The sequence below is a fragment of the Brevundimonas sp. genome (assembly GCF_030704825.1).
Taxonomy (GTDB): domain Bacteria; phylum Pseudomonadota; class Alphaproteobacteria; order Caulobacterales; family Caulobacteraceae; genus Brevundimonas.
Genome location: NZ_JAUYNX010000021.1, coordinates 140,910 through 156,754, shown reverse-complemented (window position 1 = coordinate 156,754; position 15,845 = coordinate 140,910). Strand labels below are relative to the sequence as shown.

Genomic DNA, 15,845 nt, shown 5'->3' with positions numbered 1-15,845 from the left:
TCGCGGATAGTGTGACGGCTTTCGCGCGCAGCGTCATCCTCAGGTCGCCGGACCTCTACTGCGGCGCCTCCGCGCCCAGGATGTCGGCCCAGAAGCGTTTGGCCTTGCCGGCGAAGGACGAGTTGCGCGGGGTCTGGCTCTCGCCCAGCGAGGCCGCCAGCTCCTGCAGCAGTTCCTTCTGGTGCGCCGTCAGCTCGGTCGGGGTCTCGACGAACAGTTCGACCACCAGATCGCCGCGGTTCTTGCCGCTGAGGTGCGGCATGCCCTTGCCCTTGATGCGCACCGTCTTGCCCGTCTGGGAGCCGGCCGGGACGCTGACGGGGGCCCTGCAGCGGCCATCGCAGGCCTCGGAGGTCAGGCAGGGGGCGTCGATCTCGCCGCCCAGGGCCGCGGTGGTCATGGGCACGGGCACGGTGACCAGAAGGTCCAGGTTGTCGCGCTCGAACAGTTCGTGCGGCGTCACCGACAGGAAGACGTACAGGTCGCCGCGCGGCCCGCCGCGCTGGCCGGCGTCGCCCTCGCCCGACAGGCGGATGCGCGAGCCGTCGTCGACCCCGGCCGGAACCTTGAGCTGGAGCTTGCGGTTCTTGCGCACCTGGCCGTGGCCGGCGCAGCTGGCGCAGGTGTCGGCCGGAGGCAGGCGGGTGCCGGCGCCGCCGCAATGGGGGCAGGTGCGCTCCACCTGGAAGAAGCCGTTGGCGGACCGCACGCGGCCCGCGCCCTGGCAGGTGGCGCAGGTGGTCGGCTTGGCGCCCTGGCGCGCTCCGCTTCCCTCGCAGGTCTCACAGGTGGCGGTGGTGGGCACGGCGATCTCGACGTCGGCGCCCTTGTAGGCCTGCTCCAGCGTGATCTCGAGGTCGTAGCGGAGGTCCGAGCCGCGCCGGGGGCCGTGCTGGCGGGCGCCGCCGCCCTGACGGCCGCCGAAGACGTCGCCGAACGCCTCGCCGAAGACCTGGGAGAAGATGTCGTTGACGTCGGCGAAGCCCTGCCCCTGGCCGAAGGGGTTGCCGCCCCCGCCGCCGTTGACGCCGGCGTGGCCGAAGCGGTCGTAGGCGGCCCGCTTCTGGTCGTCCGACAGCACCGAATAGGCTTCGGAGATTTCCTTGAACCGGGCCATGGAATCGTCGCACCCGCCGTTGCGGTCGGGGTGGTGCTTCATGGCCAGCTTGCGATAGGCCGCCTTCAGTCCGGCGGCGTCGATGGTCCGTTCGACCTCGAGGATTTCGTAATAGTCACGCGTCGCCATCCGGCGTTCGTCCTCTTACCCTTGCCGTTCCGGACCGCGCCTCTTGCCGGGCGGCTGTCCGTATCGGCTGACCGGGCTGACATGGGCGCCCGGTGCGATGATGCAAGTTTCATGAAACGGCCCCGCCCGTCGCGAGACAAGCGGGGCCATGGTGATTCCGGGCGCGGTGTGGCTTACGCGCTCTTCTTCTCGTCGTCGTCGCCGGAGACTTCCTCGAACTCGGCGTCGACCACGCCGTCGTCGGCGGGGGCTTCAGCCGCGTCGCCGGCGCCCTGTTGCGAGGCGTACATGGCCTCGCCCAGCTTCATCGAGGCCTGGACCAGGGTGTTGGTCTTCGTCCGGATGTCTTCCGGGTCCGTGCCCTCCTTCGCCGTCTTCAGCTCGGCCAGGGCGGCCTCGATCGCGGCCTTCTCGTCGGCCCCGACCTTGTCGCCGTGTTCGGCCATGGCCTTTTCGGTCGAGTGGATCAGGCTGTCGGCGGCGTTGACCGCCTCGACCATCTCCTTCTTCGCCTTGTCGGCCGCGGCGTTGGCCTCGGCTTCCTTGACCATCTTGTCGATGTCGGCGTCCGAGAGGCCGCCGTTGGCCTGGATGCGGATCGACTGTTCCTTGTTGGTCGCCTTGTCCTTGGCGGTGACGTGGACGATGCCGTTGGCGTCGATGTCGAAGGCGACCTCGATCTGCGGCATGCCGCGCGGCGCCGGCGGAATGCCCATCAGGTCGAACTGGCCCAGCACCTTGTTGTCGGAGGCCATCGGACGCTCGCCCTGGAAGACGCGGATGGTCACGGCCGACTGGTTGTCGTCGGCGGTCGAGAAGACCTGGCTCTTCTTGGTGGGGATGGTGGTGTTGCGTTCGATCAGCGGGGTGAAGACGCCGCCCAGGGTCTCGATGCCCAGGGTCAGCGGCGTCACGTCCAGCAGCAGCACGTCCTTGACGTCGCCCTGCAGGACGCCGGCCTGAACCGCGGCGCCCAGCGCCACGACCTCGTCGGGGTTGACGCCCTTGTGCGGCTCCTTGCCGAAGAAGGCCTTCACGGCCTCCTGCACCTTGGGCATGCGGGTCATGCCGCCGACCAGCACAACCTCGTCGATGTCCGAAGCCTTGAGGCCCGCGTCCTTCAGCGCCTTGGCGCAGGGCTCGATGGTGCGCTGGACCAGGTCCTCGACGAGGGCCTCCAGCTTGGCGCGCGACAGCTTGATGTTCAGGTGCAGCGGGCCCGAGGCGTTCATGGTGATGAACGGCAGATTGACCTCGTACTGGGTCGTGGAGCTGAGCTCCTTCTTGGCCTTTTCGGCCTCTTCCTTCAGGCGCTGCAGGGCCAGCTTGTCGGAGCGCAGGTCGACGCCCTGCTCCTTCTTGAACTCGTCGGCCAGATAGTCGACCAGACGCAGGTCGAAATCCTCGCCGCCCAGGAAGGTGTCGCCGTTGGTCGACTTCACCTCGAACACGCCGTCGCCGATCTCGAGGATGGAGACGTCGAAGGTGCCGCCGCCGAGGTCGTAGACGGCGATCTTCTGGCCGTCGTTCTTCTCGAGGCCGTAGGCCAGGGCCGCCGCGGTCGGCTCGTTGATGATGCGCAGCACCTCGAGGCCGGCGATCTTGCCGGCGTCCTTGGTCGCCTGACGCTGGGCGTCGTTGAAATAGGCCGGGACGGTGATGACCGCCTGGGTCACGGTCTCGCCGAGGTAGGCCTCCGCGGCCTCCTTCATCTTGCCGAGGGTGAAGGCCGAGATCTGCTGGGGCGAATAGTCCTTGCCGTTGGCGCGCACCCAGGCGTCGCCGGTCGGTCCCTTGACGATCTCGTAGGGGACCATCTTCTTGTCCTTGGCCACCACCGGATCGTCGAACGAGCGGCCGATCAGGCGCTTGATGGCGAAGAAGGTGTTGGTCGGATTGGTCACCGCCTGGCGACGCGCCGGCTGGCCCACCAGGGTCTCACCGCCGTCCTGGATGGCGATGACCGAGGGCGTGGTGCGGTTGCCCTCGGCGTTCTCGATGACCTTGGGATTCTTGCCGTCCATGACGGCCACGCACGAGTTCGTCGTGCCCAGGTCGATGCCGATGATCTTGGCCATGTGTAGGTCTTTCACTCCATTTCAGCGGGCGATGCGGCGGCCTTTTCAAGCGAAGCGCCGCGCGTGACCGCCCCCGGTGTCAGGGTCTCAGGTCGGTTGGTACGGTTGTCGCCGCAAAGCCCCACGAACTGCGGGGTTTTCCGGCGGTTGTCGCCGATATGGGAAACACCCCCCCGCCCGCAAGGCCCAAATGGCCGGCGGGCGCGATTCAGCCGTCAGGCTCCGTCAGATGCGGCGGCGTGCGGACGATGGCATAACGCCGTCATAGCCGCACCGAACCGGTCCGGCCGCTGGGGAGAAACCGACGTGACCACATTCACCGCCATTGCCCGCGCCGCCCTGATCGCGGCGGCCCTGGGAACCGCTTCCGCCTCCGTCGCCACGGCCGCCGAGCCGCTGGTCGCCGCCGAAAGGACCGCCGTCGCGGCGCCGGCCCAGTCGCGCGACGGCCTGAACCGCCGGGTGCGCATCCACAACAACACCGGCTGGACCATGACCCATTTCTACGCCTCGGACTCGCGGGTCGACAGCTGGCAGGAAGACATGCTGGGCCGCGACGTCCTGGGCGCCGGCTCGAGCATCATGATGAACATCGACGACGGCTCGGGCGCCTGCCTGTACGACTTCAAGGCCCGCTTCACCAACGGCCAGGAGCTGACCCGCTTCAACGTCAACGTGTGCCAGATCGCCGACTACTACTACACGCGCTGATTTCGGGGCGCCAGCGCCCACGACCCGGTCGCTCGCGGCTTGAGCGCCGGGCCGGACGCCCTACCTTGGGGCATGGGCTCCGCGCGCGAGATCGATACGGGAATGGAGGGCTTCCGGTTCTGGCCGGGAGCCCTTTCCGCGCCGGAGCAGGCGCGATTGCTGGCCGAGGTGCTGGCGGCCGAGGCGGCCGCGCCCTTCTACCGGCCCGTGACGCCGGGCGGACGGCCCTTTTCCGTGCTGATGACCAATCTGGGTCCGCTGGGCTGGGTGTCGGACCGGGCGGGCTACCGCTATCAGCCGACCCACCCGGTCACGGGGGAGGCCTGGCCGCCCATCCCGCGGCTCCTGCTGGACCTCTGGAGCGCGCTGACGGGGTCGGAGCCGTCGCCGGACGCCTGCCTGGTCAATCTGTACCGCGACGGGGCGAAGATGGGCCTGCATCAGGATCGCGACGAGGCCGATATGGCCGCGCCGGTGCTCTCGGTCTCCCTGGGCGACGCCGCCGTGTTCCGGATCGGGGCGGCGGGCGGCGGGGCCACGAAACCGGTCCGGCTGGCGTCGGGAGACGTCTGCGCCCTGACCGGCCCGGCGCGGCTGGCGCGGCACGGGATCGACCGGGTCATCGCCGGTTCGTCGAGCCTGGTGCCCGGCGGCGGGCGCATCAACCTGACCTTGCGAAGGGCCGCGCCAGCTTCACGGCAATCGTGAATGGACGCCCCGCCGGGGCCGCGCCAAGGTCCGGCCCTTCGAAGCCGGAGGCCGCCGATGCCGACCCTGATCCGTCCCGAAGGACCCGAACCCGACGATGTCCGCTTCAGCCGCCGCACCCTGGCGACCGGCGTCCTCTCGTCCGGCGTTCTGGGCGGCCTGGCCTTCGCCGGCTACGCCCCGGCGGCCCTGGCCCGCCAGGCGGCGCCGATCACCACGGACGACGACGGCCTGACCCTCGAAACCACCACCATCCCCGCCCCGGACGGCTTCGCCCTGCCGATCTTTGCGGCCCGGCCCGCGGGCGACGGGCCCTGGCCCGTCGTGGTGGTCGCGTCGGAGATCTTCGGGGTCCACGAATATATCCGCGACGTCTGCCGCCGGCTGGCGAAGGCGGGCTATGCGGCCGTCGCTCCGGCCTTCTTCAACCGGGTCGAGGACCCGGCGCCCCTGTCGGACATGACCCGGGTGCAGCAGATCGTGGGCGCGGCCGGCTATGAGCAGGTGATGGGCGACGTCTCGGCCACGCTCGACTGGGTCAGCCAGCAGCTGTGGGCGGATTCGGACAAGGTCGGGATCACCGGCTTCTGCTGGGGCGGCAAGGTGGTGTGGCAGGCCTGCGCCCGTTTCGCCGTGCTGGACGCCGGCGTGGCCTGGTACGGCCGGCTCGCGCCCCCGGAGACGGCGACGCCCGAACAGACGGCCTCGGGGCAGCCCTGGCCGGTCGATCTGGCCGACGACCTCAAATGTCCGGTGCTGGGCCTGTACGGCGGCCAGGATCGTGGCATTCCCCTGCCCGGCGTCGAGGCCATGCGCGCCGCCCTGCAACGCGCCGGCCAGACCGACAGCGGCATCCACGTCTATCCGGACGCGCCGCACGCCTTCCACGCCGACTATCGCGACAGCTATCGCGCCGCCGACGCGGCCGACGGCTGGCGCCGGGCGCTGGCCTTCCTCGATGCGCGGCTGAAGAGCTGAAGGTTATCCTGTCCCCACCGTCATCCTCGGGCTTGACCCGAGGATCAGAGGCGAGAGGCGGGCTGTGCTTTCGGGATGGCCCCGCGACCGCGCCCCATCTGCCGCTCGAGGCGCACCGGACGGTCTGATCCCCGGGTCAAGCCCGAGGATGACGGAGGTGGGCCTTTGTTCAGGCCTTCTGGTCGAAATTCCCGCCGGTCGCCCCCGCCGCGACATAGGCCGCATTGCCCGCCGCCGCGCCGGAGCCCCTGGCGGCGACCACCACCATGGCCGGGCGCACGGTGCGGCCGAACAGGGCGTAGCCGGGCTGCAGGGTCTGGATCACCTGACCGCCCTGAACGCTGTCGGACACCTGTTCCATCATGGCCTGATGCAGGTGGGGATCGAAGGCCTCGCCCGGCTCGGGGGAGACGCGTTTCAGATTGTTGGCTTCGAAGGCCTGCAGCAGCGACTTCTGGGTCAGCTCGAGGCCGGTGACCAGGCCGGCCTCGCCCGCGTCGGCGTTCTTCGGCGCGGCCTGCAGCGCCCGCTCCAGATTGTCGGCCACGCCCAGCAGGTCGCGGGCGAAACGCTGGATGGCGTAGGCGCGGGCGTCGTTGGACTGGGTCTCGGCCCGCTTCTTCGTGTTCTCGGCCTCGGCGACGGCGCGCAGGGCGCGGTCCTTCCACTGGTCGCGCTCGGCGATCAGGGCGTCGATGGGTCCGAGGCCGTCGTCGAGCCCGGCCTCGGCGTCAGCCTCGGCCTCCGCGATGTCGGCGGCCAGTTCCTCGGAGTGGGGGAGGTCGTCGTGTGTGTCGCTCAAGTCTCTTGTCCGTCCAGCATTCGCCCCAGCACCCGGGCGGTATAGTCCACCAACGGGATGATGCGGGCATAGTTCAGTCGCGCGGGTCCGATCACGCCGATGGCGCCCAGGACCCGCTGTCGGCCCGTCATATAGGGCGCCGCGATCACGGCGGAACCCGAAAGTGAGAACAGACGCGTTTCCGCCCCGATGAAGATGCGCACCCCCTGGGCCGTCGACACCCCGTCCAGCAGGCCGATCAGCTGTTCCTTCTGCTCCAGGTCGTCGAACAGGATGCGGACCTTCTCCAGATCCTCGGCGGTCTCGCGGTCGTGCAGCAGATTGGCCCGGCCGCGCACGATCAGGGACCGTTCGCGCTCGGCCCCGCCGGACCAGGCGGCCAGACCATCCTCGACCAGGCGGGCGGCGGCGGCGTCCAGCTCCCGGCGGGCGGCGTCCAGCTCGGTGCGCATCTCGGTGCGCGCCTCATGCAGGGGCCGGCCCTTGAGCCGGGCGTTGAGGAAGTTGGAGGCCTCGGTCAGGGTCGAGGGGGTGACCCCGGCCTTGAGCGGCATCAGCCGGTTCTCGACCGAGCCGTCGTCGCCGACCAGCACCGCCAGGGCCTGGTCGTGGCCGAGAGCGACGAATTCGACGTGTTTGACCCCGGCCTCGCGGATCGGGCTGGCGACGATGCTGGCGCCGCCGGCGAGGCCGGACAGCAGGCTGGAGGCCTCGTTCAGGGCCTCGTCGAAACTGCGGCCGCGGCCGGCGAGGCGTGCGTCGATCTCGCGCCGCTCGTCGGCCCCGATGTCGCCGATCTCCAGCAGGCCGTCGACGAACAGGCGCAGGCCCGCATGGGTCGGGATCCGCCCCGCCGAGGTGTGTGGCGCGCCCAGCAGCCCCGCCAGGGTCAGGTCCTGCATGGTGTTGCGGATCGAGGCCGGCGACAGGGCCACGCCGGTCATCGACAGGGTGCGCGAGCCGACCGGGTCGCCGGTTTCCAGATAGGTCTCGACGATGCGCCGGAAGATGTCGCGGGCGCGCTGGTCCAGACCGGTCAGGCTCCCGGGCTCCATCGCCGTCGAGGTCAGCAGGGGCGGCTTCATGGTTCCGTCCGGCCTTCCCACGTCGCCGGCTCCAGCCGATGCGCCAGACAGCCGTCGGCGCCGGGATCGTCGGTCGAACATTCGATGACGTGCGGCTCCCGATCCCACTCCGCCAGCATCGGGGCGTCGTCGGTCGTGGCCGGGCGCAGGCGAACCGAAGATGCGGGGGACAGGATCACGGTTTCAGGATAAGCACCCCAGCCGCCGCTTCCAAGGAATACCGTATGCGCCCGTCCGAACGCCTGCCCGACCAGCTCCGCGCCGTCACCCTCGAGACCGGCGTCAACCGCTACGCCGAGGGCTCCTGCCTGGTGTCGTTCGGCCATACGAAGGTGCTGGTGACGGCCTCGGTCGAGGAGAATGTGCCCGGCTGGATGCGCGGCAAGGGCGCGGGCTGGGTCACGGCGGAATACGGCATGCTGCCCCGCGCCACCCACACCCGCGGCCGGCGCGAGGCCGCCAGCGGCAAACAGACCGGCCGCACGCAGGAGATCCAGCGCCTGATCGGCCGCTCCCTGCGCGCCGTGGTCGATCTGAAGCTGCTGGGCGAACGCCAGGTGGTGCTGGACTGCGACGTCATCCAGGCCGACGGCGGCACCCGCACCGCCGCCATCACCGGCGCCTGGGTCGCCATGGCCTCGGCCTTCGACTATCTGCGCGCCGAGGGCGTGCTCAAGACCGACCCCATCCTCGACCAGGTCGCGGCGGTGTCGTGCGGCGTGTGCAGCGACCTGCCCGTGCTGGACCTGGACTATGAGGAGGATTCCACCGCCGAGGCGGATTCCAACTTCGTCCTGACCGGAGCGGGGGCGATCGTCGAGATCCAGGCCACGGGCGAGAAGCGCGGCTTCTCGCGCGCCGAGTTCGACCGCCTGTTCCAGCTGGCCGAGGGCGGCTGCGCCGAGCTGTTCGCCCTGCAGCGGGCGGCGCTGGGCCGCTGAGCCGCGCCGGGCGCTTTCGCCCCGGCGCGAACCATGCCTATGGTGTCCTTCCCCAGCGACCGATCGGAGCGCCCATGCGTCGGACCGTCCTCGCCCTCATGGCCGTGACCGCCCTGGCGGCCGGCTGCGACCGCCCCGCTGAACCGGCCGCGGAGGACGCGCCCGCCGCCGAAGCTCCGGCCCCGGAAATGCCCGCCGACGCTCCGCCGCAGGAAGAGGTCGATCCCGCCGCGGCGATGACGCCGGCCGGCGCCCCGGTGTCCTGCCTGAACGACGTCGGCGCCGAGGCGGCGCAGCGGCTGGTCGACCGCTGCATCGCCGTCAGTCCCGCGACGCACCCGCCCTGCAACGTCGCCAATCCCTGCGAGATGATCCAGGGCGAGATCGACCGGTCGTGCGAAATGTACGCGCCGGGCGAGGCCAGGCCGGCGGAATGCGCCGCCTGAGGCCGGCGGCGGGCGCTTAATCGTTTTCCAATCCTGTTCCGGCAGTCTGCCGGCCATGACGCCTGTCCAGACACCCCCCGACCTGCGCGCCCTGACCGGCCTGCGCTTCCTCGCCGCCCTGTGGGTGGTGCTCTATACGGCCTGGCCGCATCTGGACGTCAGCTGGGTCCCGGTCGCCGTGACCAAGGGTTATCTCGGCGTCGAGGTCTTCTTCGTCCTGTCGGGCTTCATCCTCAGCCATGTCTATCTCGAGGCGGCGGGGCAGAAGCGGTATTCGTACGGCGGCTTCCTGTGGGCGCGGATCGCGCGGGTCTATCCGCTGCATCTGGTCACCCTGTTCGGCATGGCCGCCCTGGGGATCGCGGGCACGGCCGCGGGGCTGAGCATCGACGGCAGCCTGACGGACTGGCGCGCCCTGCCGGCGCATCTGACCATGACCCATGCCTGGGGACTGGCCCCGATCTCGGCGTTCAACCACCCGTCCTGGTCTATCTCGGCCGAGTGGTTCGCCTATCTGACCTTCCCCGCCTTCGCGTTCGTCGCATGGCGACTGCGCGAGCGGCCAATCGCGGCCGTTATGGGGGCTGTGGCGTTGGCGCTGGCCATCTACGCCGCCTTCCAGCCGCTGGCCGGCTTCTCCCTGACCGAGGCGACGTTCCGCTGGGGCGCGCTCAGGATCGTGCCGTGTTTCGCCCTCGGCTGCGCCCTGTATCTGGTCTATCGCCGCGCCCCGATCCCGTACGCCGGGCCCGTGGCCCTGATCAGCGGCCTCGGCCTGCTGGCCAGCGCCTCGCTGGGGCTGTGGGACCCGGTCACCGTGCTGCTGGCCGGCGGCCTGATCCTGGGGCTCGGCTCGCTGGACAACGCCCGCGCGGGCCTGATGGGTTCGAAGGCGGCGGTCTATCTGGGGGAGATCAGCTATTCGATCTACATGGTCTGCGCGCCGGTGCTGCTGGTCACGACCAATGTCGCCGCGCGCCTGACCGGGGCCGACGACAAGCGGTTTCACATCATTGTGTGGTTGCTCGCGGTCGCGGCCATACCGGTCGCGGCCATGGCCACCTATCACCTGGTCGAACGCCCGGCCCGCAAGGCTTTGAGGGGCGTCGCCGACCGCCGGGCGGCGCGGTCAAGCGCGGCGAAAGCGCGCACGGACTCGCCCGAAAGGGTTCTTCAACCCTCGGAAACTATCGTCTAAGGCTAGCGCACTGAGGCAGGTCGGGACCCACGCCAGCATGATGAAACGGCTCACAGCCGCCGCGGTTGCGGCGACCTTCGGACTTTCTGTGCTGGGCGCCGCGCCCGTAGCAAAGGCCGACGAGCCGTACTGGCAGTGCGTGACCTTCGCCCGGATGTTCTCGGGCATCGACATTTTCGGCGACGCCCTGACGTGGTGGCGCCAGGCCCAGGGCCGGTTCCGCACCAGCGCCCGTCCGGAGACCGGCTCGGTGCTGGCCTTCCAGCCCAGCGGCCGGATGACCCGGGGCCATGTCGCCGTCGTCTCCGAAATTCTCACCGACCGCGTCATCCGGGTGACCCACGCCAACTGGGGCGGCAGCCGCGGCCGGGTCGAGGAGAACGTCACCGTCGTCGACGTCTCGCACGACGGCGATTGGACCGCGGTCAAGGTCTGGTACAACCCGATCCATGACCTGGGCACGTCCGTCTATCCGACCTACGGCTTCATCCACAAAGCCCCCGCGCTGCCGTCCGAAGGCGTGCTCATGGCCTCGGCGCCGAACAGCGACGGCCGCCCCTGATCGCCCGACGTTCGTCGGGACCCGCCCGTGATCCGGGTCTACCGCACCGGCTGCACCCACTGCGAGCCGTCGACCGTCGATCCCGCGGACTGGGTCCTGCCGGCCGACGCCATCTGGATCGACCTGATCGACCCGACCCGCGACGAGGACGCCGCCGTCGAGCGGGCGCTGGGCCTGTCGGTGCCCACGCGCGACGAAATGGCCGAGCTCGAGGCCTCCAGCCGCGTCTATCGTGAGAACGGCGCCACCTACGCCACCGCCGACATTATCGTCCACAGCGACGAGCCCATTCCGGGGGTCGAGCCGGTCACCTTCGTGCTCACCGACGGGCCGCTGGTGACGATCCGCTACGCCGACCCGCGGCCCTTCTCCATGCTGATCCAGAAGCTGGATCACGAACCCGCCCTGTGCGCGTCCGGAACCGACATGTTCCTGAATCTGATGGAGGCGGTGATCGATCGCGCCTCGGACATCCTGTCGAAGAATGTCGACCGGGTGGAAGGGATCGCCACCCATGTCTTCTCGGGCGGCCGGACGGTCGGGTTCGAGAAGCTGATCGCCAGGCTGGGCCAGGCCCAGATCGCCAACGCCCGCATCGAACAGAGTCTGGCCAGCCTGCTGCGCATCTTCGCCTTCGTGGGGGTGGATGAGCGGGTCAGGACCGACGAGGCCAGGGCCCATCTGCGTTCGCTCGGCCGCGACGCCGAAAGCCTCACGACCCACAACCAGTCGGCGGCGGCCTCGATCAATTTTCAGCTGTCGGCGGCGCTGGGTCTGATCAACATCGAGCGGTCGTCGATCATCAAGATCTTCTCCGTCGCGGCGGTGGCCCTGTTGCCGCCGACCCTGATCGCCTCGATCTACGGCATGAATTTCGACTTCATGCCCGAACTGTCGCAGCGGTGGGGGTATCCGGCGGCGTTGATCGCCATGGTGGTGTCGGTGATGCTGCCGCTGGCCTGGTTCAAGCGGAAGGGCTGGCTCTGAGACAGGAGCGGGTGCGGGGTTGACCCGCCGCTCCGGTCCGCGCTTTCTGCGGTCAGCCCCGGAGATCCCCATGCGCGCTGCATTCGCCGTCCTGTCCGTCCTCGCCCTTTCGGCCTGTTCGCGGGAGCCTGAGGCCCCCGCGCCGGGGCCCGCGCCCGAACCCGTCCCGGTTCTGGCGGGCGTCGACCTGAGCCGGCCGGTGCGCGCCCTCGGCACCGAACCCTTCTGGGGCGTCGACCTGACGGGAACCGAGATGGTCTATTCCGGCGCCGATCGCCCCGAGCAGCGCGCGCCCCAGCCCCGGGCCGTGATTCAGGGCACCACGGCCACCTTCGACGGCGTGACCGCCGCGGGAAACCCGATCAGCGTCATGCTGGCCGCCACCGAATGCTCCGACGGCATGAGCGACCGCACCTATCCCCTGTCGGCCATCGTCCGGATCGGCGACGAGACCCTGACCGGCTGCGCCGCCTCGGTCGCCGCCATCATGTCGACCGGAGAAAGCGGCCCCGTGGTGGAAAAGGCTCAACCGGCGGGCTGATCCCTCAGCGACCGCATCGCCCCCAGCCGGGCGAAGGCCAGGGTCAGGGCCTTGCGCCGGGCCGGCGCCAGGGGCGTCAGGGGCGCGTCCCGCACCACCGCCCCGCCGAAACCGTCGGCGACGATCAGCCCGGGCTGGTCGGGCAGGATTTCGTGCGGGAACTCGGGGGCGACGGCGAAATAGAAGGCGTCGCAGTACGGGCCGTATTCGCCCCATTTTCGGTCGACCCGATAGTCGTCCACGCCCGACTTGACCTCGCAGATGACGATGTCGCCGCGCGGGCCCAGGGCCATCACGTCGGCGCGCCGTCCATTGGGCAGGCCGACCTCCAGCAGGGGGGCGTAGCCCAGGTCGACCATCAGCCGTCCCGCCCCCCGCGTCACCGACAGGGTGGTCTGCGGACGGCTGAAGACCAGGTCGATCTGCAGGGCGGAAGCGGCCATCCGGTCTTTATGTTCGGCATATGTTCCGATTTCAACCCGTCTGTCCCCAGGCTGGGGATGATTCATGCCGGTCCGGGGCCCTGACGATTGCCGGTTCGGATAACGGCGGGCTATTAACCATTCTGAACAGGGAACCAGGGGGCCGATGTCGTTCGATCACGATCCCGGAGCGAGACGGAACCGCGGCGGCGCCAGCGGGCTGTGGCTGATCAATCTGCTGGTCACCAGCCTGGTGGCCGTTCTGTGCCTGTACGTCTTCCGCGCGGTCGATACGCGCCACGACGCGCACATGGCTATGGGCGTGGTCGAGGCCCTGCCGGGACAGATCGGGGCGGGCCCGGCCATGGCCGCCTCGCCCGAACCCTGAACGGGCCGTTCAGAGGATGTAGCGGCTCAGGTCGGCGTCGCGGGCCAGTTCGGCGACCAGGTTCCGCACCCGCTCGCCGTCAAAGGCGACGGTCTGGCCGGCCAGATCCGAGGCCTTGAAGCTGGTCTCCTCCAGTACCCGCTCGATCACCGTCACCAGCCGCCGCGCCCCGATGTTCTCGACCGCGCCATTGGCGGCCACCGCGGCGTCGGCCAGCGCCTCGACCGCGTCCGGGGTGAAGGTCAGGGTCACGTCCTCGGTGGCCAGCAGGGCCTGGTTCTGCCGGATCAGATTGGCCTCGGGCTCGGTCAGGATGCGCACGAAGTCGTCGCGGGTCAGGGCCTTGAGTTCGACCCGGATCGGCAGCCGCCCCTGCAGCTCGGGCAGCAGGTCCGAGGGTTTGGCGACATGGAAGGCGCCCGAGGCGATGAACAGCACATGGTCCGACTTGGCCGGCCCGTATTTGGTCGAGACGGTGGTGCCCTCGATCAGGGGCAGCAGGTCGCGCTGCACGCCTTCGCGGCTGACGTCGCCGCCGGTGCGGTCCGACCGGCCGGCGACCTTGTCGATCTCGTCGATGAAGACGATGCCCTCGTTCTCGGCCAGCGACAGGGCCTCGGCGGTCAGGCTCTCCTGGTCCAGCAGTTTGTCGCCTTCCTCGGTTGTCAGCGGCGCCACGGCGTCGCGCACCGCCAGCCTGACGGTTCGGGTCCGTCCGCCGCCCAGCTTGCCCAGCATTTCGGACAGGTTGATCATGCCGACATTGCCGCCGCCGGGCAGATCCAGCCCCTGCATCGGGGACGTCGTATCGGCCAGCTGGACCTCGATCTCCTTGTCGTCCAGCTCGCCCGCGCGCAGCTTCCTGCGGAAACTGTCGCGGGTGGCCGGCTGGGATCCCGGGCCGACCAGGGCGTCGAGAATCCGCTCCTCGGCCGCCGCTTCCGCCTTCGCCTTGACGCCGATCCGCCGCTTGTCGCGGACCATGACCAGGGCGGCCTCCACCAGATCGCGCATGATCGAATCCACGTCGCGGCCGACATAGCCGACCTCGGTGAATTTGGTCGCCTCGATCTTGAGGAACGGGGCCCCGGCCAGCCGGGCGAGGCGGCGGGCGATCTCGGTCTTGCCGACGCCCGTGGGGCCGATCATCAGGATGTTCTTGGGCGTGACCTCGTCGCGCAGGTCGTCGGGCACGCGCTTCCTGCGCCACCGGTTGCGCAGCGCCACGGCCACGGCGCGCTTGGCGTCGTCCTGGCCGACAATGAAGCGGTCGAGTTCGGAGACGATTTCGCGGGGAGAGAGTTCGGTCATGAATGGCAGATGGTGGGGCGATACGGGATTGGGGAGGGGCGGTTCGTCACGAAGGACACGAAGAAGGGCACGAAGAACACCAAGGGGTCAGAGCACGAGGCGGCGAAGGCCATGCTTGAGGAGGCCGGTGTTGAAATTGATGAGGTAACCGAGCCTGAGACCCGAGAAGCGCAGGTAGGTCAGAACCTGGGCCGTATGGATCGACGCCAGGGCGTCGATCGACTTGATTTCCACCACCACGCATTTTTCGACGAGCAGATCGAGCCGAAAGCCGACATCCATCCGGACATCGCCGTAAACGACCGGCACGCCGATCTGACGATCGGTCGTCAATCCTCTCTGCTTCAACTCCTCTACCAGGCAGGTCTCATAGACGGATTCGAGCAGTCCCGGCCCCAGCGCCCGATGCACAGCCAAGGCCGCGTCCACGACGGCGCGTCCGATCCGCTCAACGGATTCGGAAATCGGTTCGGTCCCTTCGTGTCCTTCGTGCATCCTTGGTGATCTTCGTGATGAACCAGTTGGCGGCAGCGGGGAGCGGCTCAGCCTCCGGCGGGAGGCGGCGGGGCGGGGATCAGCTGGGCCAGGACGATTTTCCAGCCTTCCTCCTGCCGCTGCCACAGCCGCACATAGTGGCCGGTCCGGGCCTGCCCGTCCCGCCTCCAGGCCGCCCCTCCATAGGTCCAGACCAGATCCCCCGCCTGCGACGACCCGCCGCCCTCGGCGGGGCCGAAGGCGAACCCGGCCGGCCATTCCGCCAGCGCCCCGGCGAAAGCCTCGCGCCCGATCGCCGGCGGAAGAGGCGCCACATAGAGCCGCCCGTTGTCAGCAAGCATGCGCAGGTGGACCGTCTTCTGGTCGTGGGCGAAGGCGGCCAGTTCGGCCTCCATGGCCTCGACCTCGATCATGGCCTGTTCCGCCGACCCCGAACCCTGCGGCGCCATCGGCAGAATCACGGGCTCGATCTCCGGACCCGGCACGTCCGCCGCGCTGGCCCCGGAGCCGCCGTCGTAGACCCATTTCCACGATCCGTCGGGCTGGCGCTTCCAGATGGTGAAGTAGTGGCCGGTGCGCTGGCCGTTGACGGCGACGCCGCCGGTGGTGAAGCCCAGGTCGCCCGAACGCGAAATGCCCGCGAAATTCGGCCACCACTCCAGCAAGGGTTCGTCGGCAGGTCTGGGCCGGTCGGGATAGACCTCGCCGATCCGTTGGGCCCGCCCGCCGCCGATCACGATCGCTTCCGGGACCGACCATTTGTTGAAACTGCCGGCGATCCCCATCGAGGGCGCATCCGCGGCGAAGCCCCGCTCGGCGGCCACGACGGGGGCGACATCGGGCTCCTGTGCGGCCACGGGGGCCGCCAGCAAGGCCAGGGCCAGGGCGAGAACGGCGAGACGGCGCATGGGAAATCCTCCGCCCGGCATGGAACGCCAGCGAAGCG

At 69.6% G+C, this 15,845-nt stretch carries 18 protein-coding genes and 1 pseudogene; 10 read left to right on the top strand and 9 right to left on the bottom strand.

Features of this window, described 5'->3' with window-relative positions; all coding sequences use genetic code 11:
* Positions 1-55 precede the first annotated feature (55 nt).
* Together dnaJ and dnaK are read right to left on the bottom strand one after the other, a co-directional pair.
* The gene (gene dnaJ, locus Q8Q71_RS11655; protein WP_305759759.1) at positions 56-1,246 is read right to left on the bottom strand and encodes a molecular chaperone DnaJ; all 1,191 of its coding nucleotides are present in this window, start codon (positions 1,244-1,246) and stop codon (positions 56-58) included.
* Between the two features lie 173 nt (positions 1,247-1,419).
* Positions 1,420-3,324 (bottom strand): molecular chaperone DnaK, encoded by a 1,905-nt coding sequence (gene dnaK / locus Q8Q71_RS11650; RefSeq protein WP_305759758.1) that lies wholly within the window; start codon positions 3,322-3,324, stop codon positions 1,420-1,422.
* A 306-nt stretch (positions 3,325-3,630) separates the two neighbouring features.
* On the opposite strand from dnaK, the gene Q8Q71_RS11645 reads away from it, so the two are divergent.
* The 3 genes from Q8Q71_RS11645 to Q8Q71_RS11635 all read left to right on the top strand — a co-directional run bounded on the left by Q8Q71_RS11645 (position 3,631) and on the right by Q8Q71_RS11635 (position 5,721).
* Positions 3,631-4,035, top strand: a complete 405-nt coding sequence (locus Q8Q71_RS11645; RefSeq protein WP_305759757.1) for a hypothetical protein — start codon at positions 3,631-3,633, stop codon at positions 4,033-4,035.
* Between the two features lie 72 nt (positions 4,036-4,107).
* Positions 4,108-4,743 (top strand): alpha-ketoglutarate-dependent dioxygenase AlkB, encoded by a 636-nt coding sequence (locus tag Q8Q71_RS11640; RefSeq protein ID WP_305759756.1) that lies wholly within the window; start codon positions 4,108-4,110, stop codon positions 4,741-4,743.
* Between the two features lie 57 nt (positions 4,744-4,800).
* On the top strand, positions 4,801-5,721 hold the full coding sequence (locus tag Q8Q71_RS11635) for a dienelactone hydrolase family protein (protein ID WP_305759755.1): 921 nt from the start codon (positions 4,801-4,803) through the stop codon (positions 5,719-5,721).
* 169 nt (positions 5,722-5,890) lie between these two features.
* Here the strand turns inward: Q8Q71_RS11635 and grpE are convergent, their stop codons facing one another.
* The 3 genes from grpE to Q8Q71_RS11620 are packed head-to-tail and all read right to left on the bottom strand — an operon-like array spanning position 5,891 to position 7,787.
* Positions 5,891-6,472 (bottom strand): nucleotide exchange factor GrpE, encoded by a 582-nt coding sequence (gene grpE / locus Q8Q71_RS11630; RefSeq protein ID WP_371315958.1) that lies wholly within the window; start codon positions 6,470-6,472, stop codon positions 5,891-5,893.
* A 47-nt stretch (positions 6,473-6,519) separates the two neighbouring features.
* Entirely contained in the window at positions 6,520-7,578 is a 1,059-nt protein-coding gene (gene hrcA / locus Q8Q71_RS11625) for a heat-inducible transcriptional repressor HrcA (protein ID WP_305759822.1), read from the bottom strand.
* 26 nt (positions 7,579-7,604) lie between these two features.
* Positions 7,605-7,787, bottom strand: a complete 183-nt coding sequence (locus Q8Q71_RS11620) for a hypothetical protein (protein ID WP_305759753.1) — start codon at positions 7,785-7,787, stop codon at positions 7,605-7,607.
* A gap of 45 nt (positions 7,788-7,832) precedes the next feature.
* On the opposite strand from Q8Q71_RS11620, the gene rph reads away from it, so the two are divergent.
* The 6 genes from rph (at position 7,833) to Q8Q71_RS11590 (ending at position 12,283) form a co-directional block, all read left to right on the top strand.
* Positions 7,833-8,549 (top strand): ribonuclease PH, encoded by a 717-nt coding sequence (gene rph / locus Q8Q71_RS11615; RefSeq protein ID WP_305759752.1) that lies wholly within the window; start codon positions 7,833-7,835, stop codon positions 8,547-8,549.
* A gap of 74 nt (positions 8,550-8,623) precedes the next feature.
* Positions 8,624-8,995, top strand: coding sequence for a hypothetical protein (locus tag Q8Q71_RS11610; protein WP_305759751.1), 372 nt, complete (start codon positions 8,624-8,626; stop codon positions 8,993-8,995).
* 55 nt (positions 8,996-9,050) lie between these two features.
* Positions 9,051-10,193: an acyltransferase gene (locus Q8Q71_RS11605; protein WP_305759750.1), complete on the top strand. Its 1,143-nt coding sequence runs from the start codon at positions 9,051-9,053 to the stop codon at positions 10,191-10,193.
* 40 nt (positions 10,194-10,233) lie between these two features.
* Positions 10,234-10,755, top strand: coding sequence for a CHAP domain-containing protein (locus tag Q8Q71_RS11600; RefSeq protein WP_305759749.1), 522 nt, complete (start codon positions 10,234-10,236; stop codon positions 10,753-10,755).
* 27 nt (positions 10,756-10,782) lie between these two features.
* On the top strand, positions 10,783-11,742 hold the full coding sequence (locus tag Q8Q71_RS11595) for a magnesium transporter CorA family protein (protein WP_305759748.1): 960 nt from the start codon (positions 10,783-10,785) through the stop codon (positions 11,740-11,742).
* A 70-nt stretch (positions 11,743-11,812) separates the two neighbouring features.
* Positions 11,813-12,283 (top strand): COG3650 family protein, encoded by a 471-nt coding sequence (locus tag Q8Q71_RS11590; protein ID WP_305759747.1) that lies wholly within the window; start codon positions 11,813-11,815, stop codon positions 12,281-12,283.
* Here the strand turns inward: Q8Q71_RS11590 and Q8Q71_RS11585 are convergent.
* Positions 12,263-12,726: pseudogene (locus tag Q8Q71_RS11585) on the bottom strand (MmcB family DNA repair protein); the annotation flags it as partial. The gene Q8Q71_RS11590 and the pseudogene Q8Q71_RS11585 sit on opposite strands and share 21 nt — an antisense overlap.
* 145 nt (positions 12,727-12,871) lie before the next feature.
* Here Q8Q71_RS11585 and Q8Q71_RS11580 point away from each other — a divergent pair.
* Complete coding sequence (locus tag Q8Q71_RS11580; protein ID WP_305759746.1) at positions 12,872-13,093, top strand: hypothetical protein; 222 nt, start codon at positions 12,872-12,874, stop codon at positions 13,091-13,093.
* A gap of 9 nt (positions 13,094-13,102) precedes the next feature.
* On the opposite strand, the gene hslU is transcribed toward Q8Q71_RS11580, so the two are convergent.
* The 3 genes from hslU to Q8Q71_RS11565 form a co-directional block, all read right to left on the bottom strand.
* A complete protein-coding gene (gene hslU, locus Q8Q71_RS11575) occupies positions 13,103-14,404 on the bottom strand; it encodes an ATP-dependent protease ATPase subunit HslU (RefSeq protein ID WP_305759745.1) in 1,302 nt (433 codons plus the stop codon).
* 87 nt (positions 14,405-14,491) lie between these two features.
* Positions 14,492-14,899 carry a GxxExxY protein gene (locus Q8Q71_RS11570; protein WP_305759744.1) on the bottom strand — a complete coding sequence of 136 codons (408 nt, stop codon included), beginning with the start codon at positions 14,897-14,899 and terminating at the stop codon, positions 14,492-14,494.
* A gap of 47 nt (positions 14,900-14,946) precedes the next feature.
* Entirely contained in the window at positions 14,947-15,807 is an 861-nt protein-coding gene (locus Q8Q71_RS11565) for a DUF4440 domain-containing protein (protein ID WP_305759743.1), read from the bottom strand.
* Positions 15,808-15,845: the final 38 nt, after the last annotated feature.

What these genes read in the sequence shown, in the direction of transcription:
- dnaJ (WP_305759759.1), bottom strand. Translation starts at nt 1,246, where the DNA reads ATGGCGACGCGTGACTATTACGAAATCCTCGAGGTCGAACGGACCATC.
- dnaK (WP_305759758.1), bottom strand. Translation starts at nt 3,324, where the DNA reads ATGGCCAAGATCATCGGCATCGACCTGGGCACGACGAACTCGTGCGTG.
- Q8Q71_RS11640 (WP_305759756.1), top strand. Translation starts at nt 4,108, where the DNA reads ATGGGCTCCGCGCGCGAGATCGATACGGGAATGGAGGGCTTCCGGTTC.
- Q8Q71_RS11635 (WP_305759755.1), top strand. Translation starts at nt 4,801, where the DNA reads ATGCCGACCCTGATCCGTCCCGAAGGACCCGAACCCGACGATGTCCGC.
- hrcA (WP_305759822.1), bottom strand. Translation starts at nt 7,578, where the DNA reads ATGGAGCCCGGGAGCCTGACCGGTCTGGACCAGCGCGCCCGCGACATC.
- rph (WP_305759752.1), top strand. Translation starts at nt 7,833, where the DNA reads ATGCGCCCGTCCGAACGCCTGCCCGACCAGCTCCGCGCCGTCACCCTC.
- Q8Q71_RS11610 (WP_305759751.1), top strand. Translation starts at nt 8,624, where the DNA reads ATGCGTCGGACCGTCCTCGCCCTCATGGCCGTGACCGCCCTGGCGGCC.
- Q8Q71_RS11605 (WP_305759750.1), top strand. Translation starts at nt 9,051, where the DNA reads ATGACGCCTGTCCAGACACCCCCCGACCTGCGCGCCCTGACCGGCCTG.
- Q8Q71_RS11600 (WP_305759749.1), top strand. Translation starts at nt 10,234, where the DNA reads ATGAAACGGCTCACAGCCGCCGCGGTTGCGGCGACCTTCGGACTTTCT.
- Q8Q71_RS11590 (WP_305759747.1), top strand. Translation starts at nt 11,813, where the DNA reads ATGCGCGCTGCATTCGCCGTCCTGTCCGTCCTCGCCCTTTCGGCCTGT.
- Q8Q71_RS11580 (WP_305759746.1), top strand. Translation starts at nt 12,872, where the DNA reads ATGTCGTTCGATCACGATCCCGGAGCGAGACGGAACCGCGGCGGCGCC.
- hslU (WP_305759745.1), bottom strand. Translation starts at nt 14,404, where the DNA reads ATGACCGAACTCTCTCCCCGCGAAATCGTCTCCGAACTCGACCGCTTC.
- Q8Q71_RS11570 (WP_305759744.1), bottom strand. Translation starts at nt 14,899, where the DNA reads ATGCACGAAGGACACGAAGGGACCGAACCGATTTCCGAATCCGTTGAG.
- Q8Q71_RS11565 (WP_305759743.1), bottom strand. Translation starts at nt 15,807, where the DNA reads ATGCGCCGTCTCGCCGTTCTCGCCCTGGCCCTGGCCTTGCTGGCGGCC.